Origin of the sequence: Streptomyces sp. ICC4 (genome assembly GCF_003287915.1) — a bacterium.
Taxonomy (GTDB): Bacteria; Actinomycetota; Actinomycetes; order Streptomycetales; family Streptomycetaceae; genus Streptomyces; species Streptomyces tritrimontium.
This window is the reverse complement of record NZ_CP030286.1, coordinates 5,750,974-5,764,220: the sequence shown is the minus strand read 5'-3', so window position 1 is coordinate 5,764,220 and position 13,247 is coordinate 5,750,974. Positions and strand designations below refer to the sequence as shown.

General features: G+C 72.9%; 12 protein-coding genes. 7 read left to right on the top strand and 5 right to left on the bottom strand.

Annotated elements, in window-relative coordinates; all coding sequences use genetic code 11:
• Positions 1-38 precede the first annotated feature (38 nt).
• Positions 39-782, top strand: a complete 744-nt coding sequence (locus tag DRB89_RS26890; RefSeq protein WP_162688737.1) for a hypothetical protein — start codon at positions 39-41, stop codon at positions 780-782.
• On the opposite strand, the gene DRB89_RS26885 is transcribed toward DRB89_RS26890, so the two are convergent.
• Positions 758-2,071 (bottom strand): right-handed parallel beta-helix repeat-containing protein, encoded by a 1,314-nt coding sequence (locus tag DRB89_RS26885; RefSeq protein WP_112450877.1) that lies wholly within the window; start codon positions 2,069-2,071, stop codon positions 758-760. The two genes, DRB89_RS26890 and DRB89_RS26885, sit on opposite strands and share 25 nt — an antisense overlap.
• A 75-nt stretch (positions 2,072-2,146) precedes the next feature.
• On the opposite strand from DRB89_RS26885, the gene DRB89_RS26880 reads away from it, so the two are divergent.
• A complete protein-coding gene (locus DRB89_RS26880; protein ID WP_162689098.1) occupies positions 2,147-3,286 on the top strand; it encodes a Dyp-type peroxidase in 1,140 nt (379 codons plus the stop codon).
• Positions 3,287-3,357: 71 nt separating this feature from the next.
• Here DRB89_RS26880 and DRB89_RS26875 read toward each other — a convergent pair whose 3' ends face one another.
• Positions 3,358-6,243, bottom strand: a complete 2,886-nt coding sequence (locus tag DRB89_RS26875; RefSeq protein WP_162688735.1) for a SpaA isopeptide-forming pilin-related protein — start codon at positions 6,241-6,243, stop codon at positions 3,358-3,360.
• Positions 6,244-6,584: 341 nt separating this feature from the next.
• Here DRB89_RS26875 and DRB89_RS26870 point away from each other — a divergent pair, with 341 nt between their 5' ends.
• The 4 genes from DRB89_RS26870 to DRB89_RS43165 all read left to right on the top strand — a co-directional run bounded on the left by DRB89_RS26870 (position 6,585) and on the right by DRB89_RS43165 (position 8,530).
• Entirely contained in the window at positions 6,585-7,163 is a 579-nt protein-coding gene (locus tag DRB89_RS26870) for a dienelactone hydrolase family protein (protein ID WP_112450880.1), read from the top strand.
• Positions 7,164-7,258: 95 nt separating this feature from the next.
• A complete protein-coding gene (locus tag DRB89_RS26865) occupies positions 7,259-7,753 on the top strand; it encodes an MFS transporter (protein WP_204358156.1) in 495 nt (164 codons plus the stop codon).
• Positions 7,754-7,863: 110 nt separating this feature from the next.
• Positions 7,864-8,088: a hypothetical protein gene (locus DRB89_RS26860; protein ID WP_112450882.1), complete on the top strand. Its 225-nt coding sequence runs from the start codon at positions 7,864-7,866 to the stop codon at positions 8,086-8,088.
• Positions 8,089-8,353: 265 nt separating this feature from the next.
• A complete protein-coding gene (locus DRB89_RS43165) occupies positions 8,354-8,530 on the top strand; it encodes a hypothetical protein (RefSeq protein WP_162688733.1) in 177 nt (58 codons plus the stop codon).
• 103 nt (positions 8,531-8,633) lie between these two features.
• On the opposite strand, the gene DRB89_RS26855 is transcribed toward DRB89_RS43165, so the two are convergent.
• Together DRB89_RS26855 and DRB89_RS26850 are read right to left on the bottom strand one after the other, a co-directional pair.
• Positions 8,634-9,464, bottom strand: coding sequence for a 2OG-Fe dioxygenase family protein (locus DRB89_RS26855; protein WP_162688732.1), 831 nt, complete (start codon positions 9,462-9,464; stop codon positions 8,634-8,636).
• Positions 9,465-9,826: 362 nt separating this feature from the next.
• On the bottom strand, positions 9,827-10,453 hold the full coding sequence (locus DRB89_RS26850) for a helix-turn-helix transcriptional regulator (protein ID WP_112450884.1): 627 nt from the start codon (positions 10,451-10,453) through the stop codon (positions 9,827-9,829).
• Between the two features lie 140 nt (positions 10,454-10,593).
• On the opposite strand from DRB89_RS26850, the gene DRB89_RS26845 reads away from it, so the two are divergent.
• Entirely contained in the window at positions 10,594-11,580 is a 987-nt protein-coding gene (locus DRB89_RS26845) for an alpha/beta hydrolase (RefSeq protein ID WP_112450885.1), read from the top strand.
• Positions 11,581-11,814: 234 nt separating this feature from the next.
• Here the strand turns inward: DRB89_RS26845 and DRB89_RS26840 are convergent, their stop codons facing one another.
• On the bottom strand, positions 11,815-13,146 hold the full coding sequence (locus DRB89_RS26840; protein WP_239516351.1) for an amidohydrolase family protein: 1,332 nt from the start codon (positions 13,144-13,146) through the stop codon (positions 11,815-11,817).
• Between the last annotated feature and the right edge of the window lie 101 nt (positions 13,147-13,247).

The following is a 13,247-nucleotide window of genomic DNA, read 5'->3' as shown; positions in this document are numbered from 1 at the left end:
TGCGGGGCCATCCGGGTCCGCGGTGGTGGGGTGTCCCTGTGCCCGCACGAGTGAGGTTCCTGCGCGCGCCGCTCGCCGCGGCGCTGGCTCTCCTGGCCGGCTGCGGCGGCGGCGAGGTGAGCGGCGAGGTGAGACGCCCGGTCACCCAGGACGAGGCCCAGCTGCTGGCGCTCGTACGGCTGTCGGCCTACGAGTCGAGTCCCGCGGCCCTGACCGTACGCGTTCCCGGCCCGGCGGGGGTCACCGTCGTCACCGGGGTGGTGGACTACCGCACGCGCCGCGCCTCGGGGACCTTCACGGTCCCCGGACGGCCCGCGGCCGGCGGGGCCCTGGCCTGGGACGCCGGGAGCGTGTCCGTGGACCCGGCCGGAGGCCCCCGGCGCTGGTCGCGGCGGCCCTACACCCGGGACCCGCTGGACCGGGCGCTGCTCCTGACCCTCCAGCTGGGGCAGGACCGTCCGGAGAACGCGCAGCTCCTCGCGCAGTCGGGCGCCCAGTGGCTCGGGCGGCGAAGGCTGCCGGACGCGGACGGGCGGGAAGGCGGGGGGGAAGGTCCGTACGAGGTCTTCGCGGGCCCGAGGCCCCCGGGCCGAGAAGGGGCCCGGGCCTCGCCGCTGACGTACTGGGTCGACGCGAAGGGCGCCGTGCGCCGGGTCGAGGCGCGCCTGACCGGCGAGGGCCCGGCGGCGACGGTGGATTTCACCGGTTCGCACGCCGGGCCCGTGGCCCCTGCCGGGCCCACCGCGACCGCGCCTCCTCAGCCGCGGGACGGCAACGGGTAGCGCGCGGGGTCCGCGGGGGGCATCGCGGCGGCCGGGCTGCCAGGGGCCGTGCCCGGGCCCGGCATCGAGGGCTGCGGCGCGGGCGCGGGCACCCGCCGGAACGACAGCCCCGCGGGGGCGGACGGAGGGGGTGGCCCGGCAGCCGGGGACAGCGGGGCCGCGGGCTGGCCGCACCGGGCCGCGCCGGCCAGGCCGTCGGGCGAGGCCGTCATCTCGCCGTTGCCGGCGAAGCAGTTCCCGGCGGCGCCGGCGGCGGCCAGGATGAGGTCGGTGCCGTTGCTGGTCACCCGGTTGGCCCCGACCCTGTTGCCGGTGACCGGGTAGCCGAGGACATCGGCGAGGAGGACACCGGCGTGCCGGTTGCCGCCGATCAGGTTGCGCTCCAGGACGTTGTCCCGGCCGCCGCCGATGCCGATCCCGATGCCGAAGCCGCCGTCCGCCTGCTCCGGGCTCGCCGCGTCGTTGTTGTCGACGAGCGTGTTCCCGGCGAAGACGGCCCCGCGCTGCGGAGCGAGGGACTCCAGGTCGTTGGAGTTCACGGCCGCCCCGACGCGGTTCAGGCGGGAGAGGTTGCCCAGGAAGTACAGGTCCTGCGAGGCGTTGGTGACCTCCAGCCCGACCGCGTTGTGCTCGACGGTGTTGTCACGGACGACCGTCCGGCAGGGCGAGCACTGGCCCACGTAGATCCCCGAGTCCGCGTGGCCGGAGGCGTAGGAGTGCTCGATGACGCCCTCGCTCGCGTCGAACGCGTAGATCCCGTACAGAGCGTTGTTGTGCGCCGTGACGTACGAGGCGCGAAAGCCGTGCAGCGGAGGGTGGAGGCGGGTGTCCAGGCGCTCGTAGTGCTTGCCGCCGCCCGCGCCCGCCTGACGGGAGGCGTCGGTGACGCCGGTGATCAGCAGGCCGTTCGCCAGGTGGTTGCGCACGGTCAGGTTCTCCACGGCCGACCCCGCGCCGGTGACGGTGATCCCGTTGGCGCGCCGGAACTCCCCGTCGATCACGGTGGAGTTGCGGTCGGCTCCCCGCAGGACGACGCGGGGAGTGGCGAGGGTGACGCTCTCGCGGTAGGTGCCCGGGGCGGCCAGGACCAGGTCGCCGGGGCGGGCCCGGTCCACGGCCTTCTGGAGGGAGGGGAAATCCGCCGGGACGCGCAGGACGAGCGGTCCGCGGGAGGAGCCGGAGGAGCCGGAGGATCCGGAGGAGTCGTCGGTGGGCGGGGCGCAGGAGGCGCTCGCCAGGGCCGCCAGGACGGTGGCGGCGGCGAGCAGGGCGCGGAGGCGGGATCGCATGGAGAGAGGTGTATCGTCCCGGATACCCGGGATGCCATTTTCACCTATTTGTCAGATGAATTCAGGGGCGCAGTCGTGGTCTTGCTCAGTCGTCGCGAGCTGGTCGGTGCGGTCGGTGTCGCGTCCCTCGCGGTCAGCGGATGCGGTCCGGCCGGCTCCCGTACCCGTACCCCTACCGCTACCCCTACCCCGGCTGCCGGCTCCCGTGGCGCGACCCCCGCCCCCGGCACCCGGGCGTCCGGCCGCCAGCGGGGCATCACCGATCCGCAGCCGCGGCACGTGCTGCTGATCTCGTACGACGGCACGGGCGCCCCCGGCGCCGCGGTCCCGTCCACCGTCCGCTCCGCGGCCGCGCGGTGGCCGGAGGTCTTCGCCCGCGAGGGCGTGAACACAGGTCCCGCGCTCACGGCGACCCTCGCGTACGGACCGCGGGCGTTCGGGCCCCCTGGGGACGGTCCCGGCTCCGGCGTCGTGCCGCCCGAGCTGCGCGAGCTGCCCCCCTTCGCGGGCGACCGCCTCGACCCGGACGCGGGCGGCGGCGACCTCCTGGTTCAGATCTGCGCTCCGAGCGCCGAGGCCTGCACCCGACTGGGCCGGGCCCTGGACGAGGCGGCGGGCTCCGGCCTCCGGCCGCGCTGGCGGCAGGCCGGCTCGGTTCCCGCGGCCGCCCCCGGGGAAGCGCCGCGCAACCTCCTCGGATTCAAGGACGGCACCGCGAACCCCGGCCCGCAGGAGACCGAACGCTCGGTGTGGATCGCCGGAGGTCCGTACGCCGGCGGCTGCTACCTCGTCCTGCGCCGGATCCGGGTCGGGGTGGCGGAGTTCCTGGCGCTGCCGGTCGCCCGGCAGGAGCAGGTCATCGGGCGCCGCCGGGACAGCGGGGGACCGCTGGGGGGCGGCCCGGAACGGCAGGAGGTCGACCTGTTCGCGAAGACCCCGGAGGGACGGTACGTACTCCCGGCGAACTCCCACGTCCGGCTGGCGCACTCGCGCTACGACGCGGGGGCCCGGATGCTGCGCCGCGGGTACTCGTACGACAACGGGCCCGCGGACCGCGGCCTGCTGTTCCTGGCCTACCTGAACGACCCGCGGCTGTTCGCACGGGTCCAGCGGCGGCTGGCGGCGGCCGACGCATTGGGCGCGTTCACCGAGACCGTCGGCTCGGGGCTGTACTTCGTGCCCGCGCTCCATGGGCAACGGGGAACGGGGAACTGATATCCGGGGTAGCGGGTGACGCACCGGGCCCCGGCCGCGAGCGGCCGGGGCCCGGTGGAAAGCGGGTGCGCTCAGCGCGGTCCCTTGTGGTCCTTGCCCTTGTCGGGCTCACCCCGCTCGTTCGTCAGCGTGAGCCGGATCCCGGCCTCGGCGTTGTCGACCGTCACGGTGTGCGGTCCGCTGACCGGACGGGCGGGCAGCCGGTACCCCTCGGGCACCGCCGTCTCCCGCAGGTAGTAGGTGCCCAGCGCGAGACCGGCGAAGCCGCAGCGTCCCGCGGTGTCAGTGGCGCAGGCCGGACCGGTCCTGGTGTCCGCGGGCGCACCCGTCGTCTGGAGCCCGGGACGCCCGTTGGTCTCCTGCCACAGTTCGAAGACGGCTCCGCGCAGCGGCCTGCCGGTGGTGGCGTCCTTCTTGAGGACCGCGATCCTGCCGAGCACGGCCTGGTTGGTGAGGGTGACGCGCAGCGCCTGGTCGGAGGCCTGCGCCGTCAGCTCGTGCGGTCCGCTCACGGCCGGGTCCGGCAGCCGGTAGCCGTGCGGGGCGGCGGTCTCCTGCCAGTAGTAGCTGCCCAGGGGCAGGCCCGTACGGGTGCAGATGCCGTCGGCTCCGGTGGTGCAGGCGGCGCCCACACGGACGTCGGCATCCGGGTCCTCGGTCTGGAGGCCGGGACGCCCGTTGGTCTCGTGCCACAGCTGGAACACCGCGCCCGCCAGCGGCCGGTTCGTCCCGGCGGCGTGTTTGACGACGCTCACCGAACCGGTCGGCGGGATGTAGTAGCCGGCGTCGTGCGTGTGGTCGTTCTCGCCCGCGCCGCCGGTGCGAAACGACTCGGTCTGAGTGGCGGGATCCGGGTTGGAGTCCACCGAGCGGTCGGGGCCGCTTTCCTTCGCCGTGGGCACCAGATCGGCCGGGGCGGGCTTCTCCGGGATGGCGCCGGTGTCCGCCGTCTTCACGTCGAACGTGATCTGGTAGTCGGTGCGCGGTTTGACCTGGAAGTAGTACTCACCCCGGTCGTTGGTCGTCGTGGTCTCGAGGACGGTCCCGTCCTTGTCCTTGAGGGTCACCGTGGCGCCCGGGAGGGGCTCCTCACCCGGGCCCTGGATCCCGTCGCGGTCGCGGTCGAACCAGACGCGGTTGCCGATCTGTACCGGTGCCTCGTCGCAGAGCAGTTCCAGGTCTCCGAGCCCGTTCGCCTTGCCGAAGGAGCCCTGGCCGCCGTCGACCTGGTAGTCCTCCGAACCCGCGCCGGTGGTGTTGTCGAACTTGCGCACGCCGCCGGAGAAGATGGTCAGGGGGTCCACGATCGTGGAGACGGTCTTGGTGAACCGCGGCGCGAACGCCAGGCCCCCCTGGAGGGATTCGGCGAGCTGGCCGAGCGTGGAGTCGGCGTAGTAGTACTCCTTGACGCCGTCCTGCTGGGGCGGCGCGCTGCCCGGCGTGAAGTGGTTGGGGCAGGCCTCCGACTCACTGTCCCAGACCCACCCGCCGGCCGTCTTGCAGACGCGGGTGATGTCCCCCATCGCGGGGAAGAGGGACCGCTGCGTGGTGGGGGCGTCGGTGGTGCTGCCTTCGGGCGGCAGGGCCTCGTAGCCCGCCTGGTCGCCGAGCCGGTCCCGGAACCCCAGGACCATCGATCCGTCGCGGTCGAAGACGATGTCGGAGAGGAGCGGCTGCGGGAAGTTGGACTGCTTGAACCAGGCGTACGGGTCCCAGGTCGGGAGCCAGTGCCGCCAGTGGGTGTCGCCCAGGGTGGCCGCGTACCCCATGCCGCGCTCGGCACCGAGGCCGTGGCCGATCACCGTCTCGAAGGCGGTGCCGTTCAGCTTCAGTACGAAGGCCCGCAGGTCCTCGTCCTTCTGCGAGGTCTCCGCACTGCACGTGCCGCCGACGTACACGGCTCCGTCGTGCGCGCCGAGGCCGTACGGGCGCCAGTCCGCGGCGCCGCCGGGACAGCCGGGGTCGGGAATGGGGATGACCTGCGTCGCCGTGGCGGGCGGCTTGCCGGGGCCCGCGCCTTCGGTGTCGTAGACGAACAGGCTCTTGGCCTTGAGGCCGACGGCGTAGAGGGTGCGGCCGTCGTCCGCGAGGTCGAGGTCGCCGAGGCCCTCCTTGCCGACCGCGTTGTTGATCTCCATGGTGTCGCGGGTGAGGTCGCTCGAATGCGTGGCGTCCCCCGCGTCGGGAACGGTCGCGAACAGCGAGGTCGTCCTGCTGCCCCGGTCGACGACGTAGATCCCGCCCGGGCCCGCGGGACCGTAGGGCATCAGCCGCTTGGTCAGCGCACCGGTGAACAGCTGGTCGGTGTCGCGGCGGTGGGCGAGGCCGTAGGTGGCTCCGGTCTCCTCGTACGTGGTCTCGTCGGCCGGGGCCGGACTGTCACCGGTGCGGTCGTACGGCCACGAGACCAGGGCCTTGGTACCCGGCCGGCCCGGCGCGCTCTGGTGGTGGCAGGGGGTGGCGAGGTCCGGGTTGGCCTGGCAGTAGTCGGCCGGGTTGTGGACGCCCGTGACCACCGAGGCGTTCCCGCTCGTGACGTCGACGAACTCCACCAGCGAGGACAGGGACGGCGCGGGGCCGCCGGCCTGCGCGGGCCGCAGGTACGGCTTGGCGGGCGGAATGACGGCTTCCACGCGATAGCGGCCGCCGGTGAGCCCGAGCGCGCCGGGGGCCAGCACCACCGTGCCGTCGGGACCGGTGACGCCCCGGCCGCTCTTGCCCGAGGTGTCGGTGAGCGTCACCGGGATGCCCTGCTCGCCGACCTCCAGGGCCGGGGTCCAGCTGCCGTCGGAGTCGACGTCCCGGACCACGGTCACGGTGACCGAACCGTCGGCACGGAGCCCCGGACCTGCGAAGGCGGGCGGCGGCGCGGCGAGGGCCGGAACGGCCAGCAGCACGGCCAGGCCCCCCAGCCATTGCCGGGCCCCGTGGCCGGGGACTCTTGGGGGAACGCTCATGTGTCTCATTTCCGAGATCCGCTGATTGCAGGCCCAGAATGAGGCTTTATCCGCCGATATCGTGCAACCCCTGCGGAGTCGGACACTCCCTTGCCACACACAAACACCCTGCTGGAGTTCGCCGGCGGACCTCCGGGGCCCTGTCGGCGAAGGACGCTGGCCTGGAACCACGTGCTCGCGCAGGGGGACGATCAGCCGGCGGACCGACCGGGCTGTGCCGAGCGGCGGCCACCGGACGCACGGTGCGCACCGGTGGAGCCACCGGTTCCCGCGGATGTCAGTGCTGCGGGCCATACTCGTGCCGCGGCGCCGCTCGGGCACCGCAGTGCGAGGGGAGCACGATGGCTGAGGTGCTGGTTTTCCACCACGGGCACGGGTTGACCGCCGGTGTTCGCGCGTTCGCCGGGCACTTGCGGCGGGCCGGACACACCGTCCACGTTCCGGACCTGTACGAGGGCCGGGTGTTCGACAGCCTGGATGAAGGCATCGGGTACGCCGAGAAGGCCGGGTTCGCCACGATCACCGCGCGCGGCATCGCCGCGGCCGGGGAACTGCCCGCAGAGCTCGTTTACGTCGGGTTCTCGCTCGGCGTCCTGCCGGCGCAGAAGCTGGCCCAGACCCGCCCCGGCGCAAAGGGCGCGCTGTTGCTCGAGGCGTGCGTCCCGGTATCGGAGTTCGGCGGGGCCTGGCCCCAGGACGTGCCGGTTCAGGTCCACGGCATGGACGCGGATCCGTTCTTCGCGGGGGAGGGCGATGTGGACGCCGCCCGCGCGCTCGTCGGGACGACGGCGGATGCCGAGCTGTTCCTCTACCCCGGCGACAGGCACCTGTTCACCGACAGCAGCCTCCCCTCCTACGAGGAGCAGGCCGCAACGGAGCTCACGCATCGGGTTCTCGGCTTCCTCGGCCGCATCGAGTAGCGGGATCAATGGCCCGCTCCCGTCCGGGCGCTCCCGCCACGGGGCGGCCCTGGCCGCTTGCGTGCCGGACTCCGGCCGCGGTGGTCTGCGACAGCATGTCGATGTCGCTGCTGTACGTGGTCTTCTTCGCGATCGGCACCGCCGAGACCCTGTACGACAGTTCGACAGCCGCGTGGCTGCCGACGCTCGTCGAGCCGAAGGACCTGGCCCGGGCCAACGGCCGACTGCAGACGACGTACGTCATCTGCAACGAATTCGTCGGGCCTCCGGTCGGCGGGTTCATCTTCGCCGCCGCGGCGTTCGCACCCTTCGCCCTGGGCACAGCGGGTTACCTGGCCGCGGTGGGCCTGCTCGCTCTGATCCCCGCAGCAGCCAAGCGCCGCCAGGAGGCGGAGCACAAGCCGCTGACGGTGAGAAGCGTCAAGGAGGACATCGGCGTCGGTGCCCGGTGGTACTGGTCCTCGCCCATGCTCCGGGCGATGAGTCTGGTCGCCGCGGCGGGGAACGCGGCCAGTGCGGCGAGCTACGGAATCCTGTCGTCACACTGCGACAACAGATCGTCCCGAACAACGCGCGGATCGCCCGGGTGAAGGAAGAAGCGGAAACGTCACGGGCTCGCGAGCGGCAGCGCGAAGGCATCTCGCAATAGTGTGATGGGTACGCCGACAAGAGGTCCCAACCCACTTCGTACACTCGTCCGATGGATGGGATGAAGTGCACGTACTGCGGCGCCGTCGGCCTCGAACCCGGCTTCGTCGAGGACGCGGGGGAGGGCGCCCGCGGCTACGCCCGCTGGATCGCCGGGCCGCTGGAGCGAGGCGTGTTCGGGGGCGCCAAACGCCTGGGCCGGCCTCGCCGCCGCATCGAGGCGTACCGCTGCCCCCGCTGCGCCCACCTGGAACTCTTCGCCACCGAACCCGTCTGAGGCCCGGGCGGCGGACCCCACCAGGGCGGTCGAACAGCAGTGGGTCAGTCCGTATCGACGACCTTCACGGTGACCGGCGTTCCGGCTTCCACTGTGCGGCTGACCGTGCAGAGCTTGTCGTGGGAGGGCGCCCGGCTGAGAGACCGGACACAACCACCGGACAGGGCGGGCGGGCCGTGGGACGCTGTGCCGGACGAGAGCACTCCCCGCCAGGAGCCCGCACATGCCATCCTCCCGTACAGACCGTCCTGCCCGGAGTCCGGCTGTGAGCCGCCGATCTCTGTGCTGTCCGGCCTCGCCCCTCTTCGCGGCGGGTGCGGTCCTCACCCTGACCGGCGCCGCGCTTTACGTGACGCCCGGCGACCGGCCGGGCGTCGCCGCCGCCGGAGCCCTCGTCCTGGCAGCCATGGCCGCCTGGTGGTGCGCCTCCAGACAGCGCTGATCACGACCTCTCGGGGTCCGAGACCGCCCCGCCCCTGCCGGTGGATGTCCGGCCCGCGCCCACGGATGCGTGTCGGCGGGCTCGGGAGGCGTCGGTGTCCATGTCACAGCTGGGGTACGTACGGGGCGATGCCGACGATGAGGACGGACCGTTCACCCGGTCCGGGCTCGGAGCCCGCCCGGACCGGGCCGACGTAGTGGCTGACCCTGTGGTCGTGGACGGCGTAGCCATCCAGGGGGTCGGTGAGGGTGAAGCCGGCGTGGATGTCCGTCCACGGATCCTCGGGCTGGAGGCCCGCGCTGCCCGGTGTGGCGATGACGTTCTGGCCGCCGGTGACGTTGGTACGGCTGATCAGGTGGGCGAAAGTGAAGGTGCTGGCCGAACCTCCGTCCTGGTGCAAGCAGTTCGGGGAGGAAACGGCGGCCTGGCCGGGATGGTCGACGCCGAGCCTGATCAGATGGACACCGGCCCACAGCGGCCGTCTCCCCAGATCCTTCAGGGACAGGACCTGTTCGATGTCCCAGCGCAGGAGCCGCAACAGCAGAGCGTTGCCGCGCAGCGCCTCGGGGATGTCGGGAAGCACGCGCCGCGGCCGAGGGGACACGGGGTCGTCCTCGCCCTGGGAGAAGTCGGTGACCGTACCGTGTACGGGGTCCGGGGTCCCGGGAATCCAGGACAGTTCGTCCTTCCACGGCAGGTACACGGCGATCGAGTACCGGCGGTACCGATTCGTTCCCGGTGCGTACGGGTCGGGCGGCAGAGTCGCGAAGACCTCCCGGATACCGGCCAAGTCCCCTGCGGCGGAGCCGTCCGGGACGATACCGAGTTGCTCAGCGCCGTAGCGGGCGAACCCGTGCTCGCGCAGAGCGTCCAGCCCGTCACCCGGCCCACCCCCAGCGGAGTGCGACCGCCGCCGGTGATCAGTCTCTTCCACGTCTTCCTCCCACAGGTCACCACCCGGACCACGGCGCCCGCGGCTCGTGCCGACCTTACGCACGCCCTTTCCGTCGGGCAGACCTCAAGGCGGCCCTGCGCCGGAGGCCACGGCCTTCGCGGCGTGCTCGTCGAACGGCCGAGGCTACGCGCGGTCCGGCTGCTGAGCGTCCACCGGTCTGCGCCGGCACCCTCCTCGTGCCGACCCGTGCGCAGACGGGGGAGGTCCGGGCCCCGGCCGACCCGGAAATGTTCCGGCACCCCTGGGTCCGGCTGCCGCACGTCCGCAGACCGGCGGAACCCCGTGTGGTTCCGCCGGCCTGGGCCGCCCTGTTGCGCCGAGCCGCACCGGGGCTCGATCGGTCACGGAGCTGCGGGCCAATGGCTCCCGCGGCCGGGGTCCGACCTGGTCCGCGGGCGCAGCCGTTCGCCCTGCGGCCCGAACAAGATCAGGTACTCGACCGGCCCGCCGGGTCCGGCGTTCGCCACCCCGTGCGGGGTGCGGGTGTCGAACTCGGCGACGTCCCCGGCGGTCAGGACGAGATCCTGGCTGCCCAGCGCGAGCCACAGTCGCCCGTACAGAACGCACAGCCACTCGTAGCCCTCGTGGGAGACCTGCCGGGGCCGCGCGGGCGGTTCCTCGACGGCGGGCAGTACGTGTTTGTGGGCGTGCAAGCCGCCGACGTACCGGGTGAGCGGCAGCACCGCCTTGCCGGCGCCGGGACTCGGCGGCGCCGAGGTGCGCGGCCCGGACACCGGGGAGGGCGCGGTACCGGCCAGCTCGTCGAGGGAGACGCCGTACTCCTTCGCCAGTTGCAGCACCACCTCCAGCGTGGGTTTGCGTCGGCCGGTCTCGATCCGCGACAGCGTGCTCGGCGAGATGCCGGTCGTACGGCTGATACCGGCGAGCGTGGCGCCGTGCCGCTCGCGCGCGGCCCGCAGCCTGGGCCCCATCGCCGCCGACGTGCCGTCCGGGTCGTCGCCTGTCACCGTTCCCGCTCCTTCCAGCCGTACCACTCCCCGCCCTGTCCTGTGAGTTTGCCAGAATGGCAACGCTGATCGCGTCCGGCGGCCGCCCCGCCGCATGATCGACGGGTACCCGCGTCCGCTCGTGAAACGAGGAGAACCCCATGCAGTCCGAGCCGGCAGCCGAGCTCCGCCATCACACCATCCAGACCCCGGCCGGGCGCCTGCACCTGGTCGAGCAGGGCGCCGGCCCGCTGGTCCTGCTCGTGCACGGCTTCCCCGAGTCCTGGTACTCCTGGCGCCGCCAGCTCCCGGTCCTCGCCGCCGCCGGCTACCGGGCGGTGGCGATCGACGTGCGCGGCTACGGCCGCTCCTCCAAGCCCGCCTCGACCGACGCCTACCGGATGCTCGACCTGGTGGAGGACAACGTCGCCGCGGTGCGCGCCCTGGGCGAGCGGAGCGCGGTGATCGTCGGCCACGACTGGGGATCCAACATCGCCGCCTCCTCCGCCCTGCTCCACCCGGAGGTCTTCCGCGCCGTCGGTCTGCTGAGCGTCCCCTACGCACCGCCCGGCGGCCCCCGTCCCACCGACGTCTTCGGCCGGATCGGCGGCCCTGAGCAGGAGTTCTACGTCTCCTACTTCCAGGAGCCCGGACGCGCCGAGGCGGAGATCGAGCCCGACGTCCGGGGCTGGCTCGCCGGCTTCTACGCGGCGCTGTCCGCCGACACCATGCCCGCCGAGGGCGGGGCCGACCCGCACTTCGTCACCCACGGCGGCCGGCTGCGCGACCGCTTCCCCACGGGCAAGCTCCCCGCCTGGCTGAGCGAGGACGACCTCAGCTTCTACGCCGCGGAGTTCGAGCGCACCGGCCTGACCGGCGCCCTCAACCGCTACCGCAACATGGACCGTGACTGGGAAGACCTCGCCCCCCACCGCGGAGCCCCGATCGTGCAGCCGTCCCTTTTCATCGGCGGCACCCTGGACGCCTCCACCCAATGGATGGCCGACGCCATCGACGCCCACTCCTCCACCCTCCCCGCCCTGTCCGCCTCCCACCTGCTGGAAGGCTGCGGCCACTGGGTCCAGCAGGAACGCCCCGACGAGGTCAACCGCCTGCTCACCGACTGGCTCACCACCCTCCGGGGCTGAACCGGACGGCCCCGAACACCCCGCCCCGGACACCCGCTGCCCCAGGCGTATCGGCCCGCTTCACCGCGGCATGCCGCTGACCGAGGCCGAGGATCTCCGGGGTCCGGGACGCCCGCAACCGCCACCCGGATGAGACCGGACGCCGACGGCTACCCCCACGCTTGGAACGGCTTGGAGCCGGCCATCACCCGACGCGTCGTCAGCGGAATCCCCGGTCCGCCCGGCCGGTGGGGTTCATCCGGCCGCGCGGAGTCGGGTGGCGGCCGCTTCCGCCTCCCGTACGACGCGGTTCGTGTCGATGTCCACGAGCCGGCCGTCGAACTTCAGGGGCCGTCCGTCCACGAACACGGCGTCGACGTTCTCGGGCCGCCCGTTGAAGACGGTCTGGCCGACCCAGTCGAAGCGCGGCGCGAAGTTCAGGGCAGCCGGATCGACGACCACGACGTCGGCACGCTTCCCTGGGGTCAGGGAACCCACCCGGTCGCTGATCCCGAGGGCCTCGGCGCCGCCCAGCGTTGCCATCCGCAGGACGTCGTGCACCTGCGGGAAGATCCCGGCCTCCGTCGCCCGGGCGCGCTGCAGGCCGATGGCCGTCTTCATCAGCGCGTGGAAGTCCGAGCTGTCGTTGGTTCCGCCGTCCAGGCCGAGGCCGACCTTGACGCCCCGCCGGCCGAACTCGGACAGCCGCATGATGCCGGAGGCCAGCCGCATGTTGCTGAGCGGGCAGTGGGCCGCGCGCACGTCGTGCGCGGCGACGGCGGCGATCTCGTCGTCGGTCAGGTGGATCGCGTGGTTGATCAGGAGCCGCGGACCGAGGGCTCCGATGTCGGTGAGGACTCCGATGGGGTCGTCGGCGCGCTGCTCGGGGCGTTCCAGGACGTGGGAGTTGAGCATGACCCCGAGATCCTGGGCGGCTTCCCAGTGGGCGTGGTTGAGGTGTTGGACGGCGCGCGCCGCGTGTGTGGCGACCTGGAAGCCGGCGAGCGGAACGGGGTCGACCAGCTCCTTCTTCACCTTCGTGACCAGCGCGGGGTCGGCTTCGGAAGGGAACATCGCGTAGGTGAACCGCACTCCGGTTCCGGCCAGGGCCCGTACGTAGCTCTCGATGAGGTCAAACGAGAAGATGTCCACCCAGTCCACGAGGGTGGTCACGCCTGACTGGACGGCGTCGAGGGCGGCGAGACGGACGAAGCTGTGCAGGGCCTCGGGGGTGAGCCGGCCCCGCTGGGGGTCGGTACATCGAGCGAACCAGCCGAACAGGTCGCCGTCGGTACAGCCCCCGCGGATCACCGCCTGCCAGAGGTGGGTGTGCGTATCGACGAACCCCGGCATGACCAGCTTGCCCGAAGCGTCCACGATCCAGGTGCCGGGCGGGGTCGGCAGGCCCGTGCCGACGGCGGTGATGGTGCCGTTCCGCATCAGGACGTCGGCGTTCTCGAGGGTGCCGAGGGGGCCTCTGCCGAGGGCCGGGTCCATGGTGAGAGCCAGGGAGGCGCCGCGCAGCAGGACCGTCGGGCCGACCGGGACGCGCGATGCGGGGCGACACGGGGCGATGCGGCGCGACACGGGGCGCGCCGCGCGGTCATTGCGGGGTCGCGGCGGAGGGCGATCGCTAACTTGCTGTCGGTACCCCCCGCCCCCTTCCCCTCAAGCGACTTCGGAGCCGG

Coding starts and splice junctions, on each gene's coding strand:
- DRB89_RS26885 (WP_112450877.1), bottom strand. CDS start 2,071: ATGCGATCCCGCCTCCGCGCCCTGCTCGCCGCCGCCACCGTCCTGGCG.
- DRB89_RS26875 (WP_162688735.1), bottom strand. CDS start 6,243: ATGAGCGTTCCCCCAAGAGTCCCCGGCCACGGGGCCCGGCAATGGCTG.
- DRB89_RS26870 (WP_112450880.1), top strand. CDS start 6,585: ATGGCTGAGGTGCTGGTTTTCCACCACGGGCACGGGTTGACCGCCGGT.
- DRB89_RS26865 (WP_204358156.1), top strand. CDS start 7,259: ATGTCGATGTCGCTGCTGTACGTGGTCTTCTTCGCGATCGGCACCGCC.
- DRB89_RS26860 (WP_112450882.1), top strand. CDS start 7,864: ATGGATGGGATGAAGTGCACGTACTGCGGCGCCGTCGGCCTCGAACCC.
- DRB89_RS26845 (WP_112450885.1), top strand. CDS start 10,594: ATGCAGTCCGAGCCGGCAGCCGAGCTCCGCCATCACACCATCCAGACC.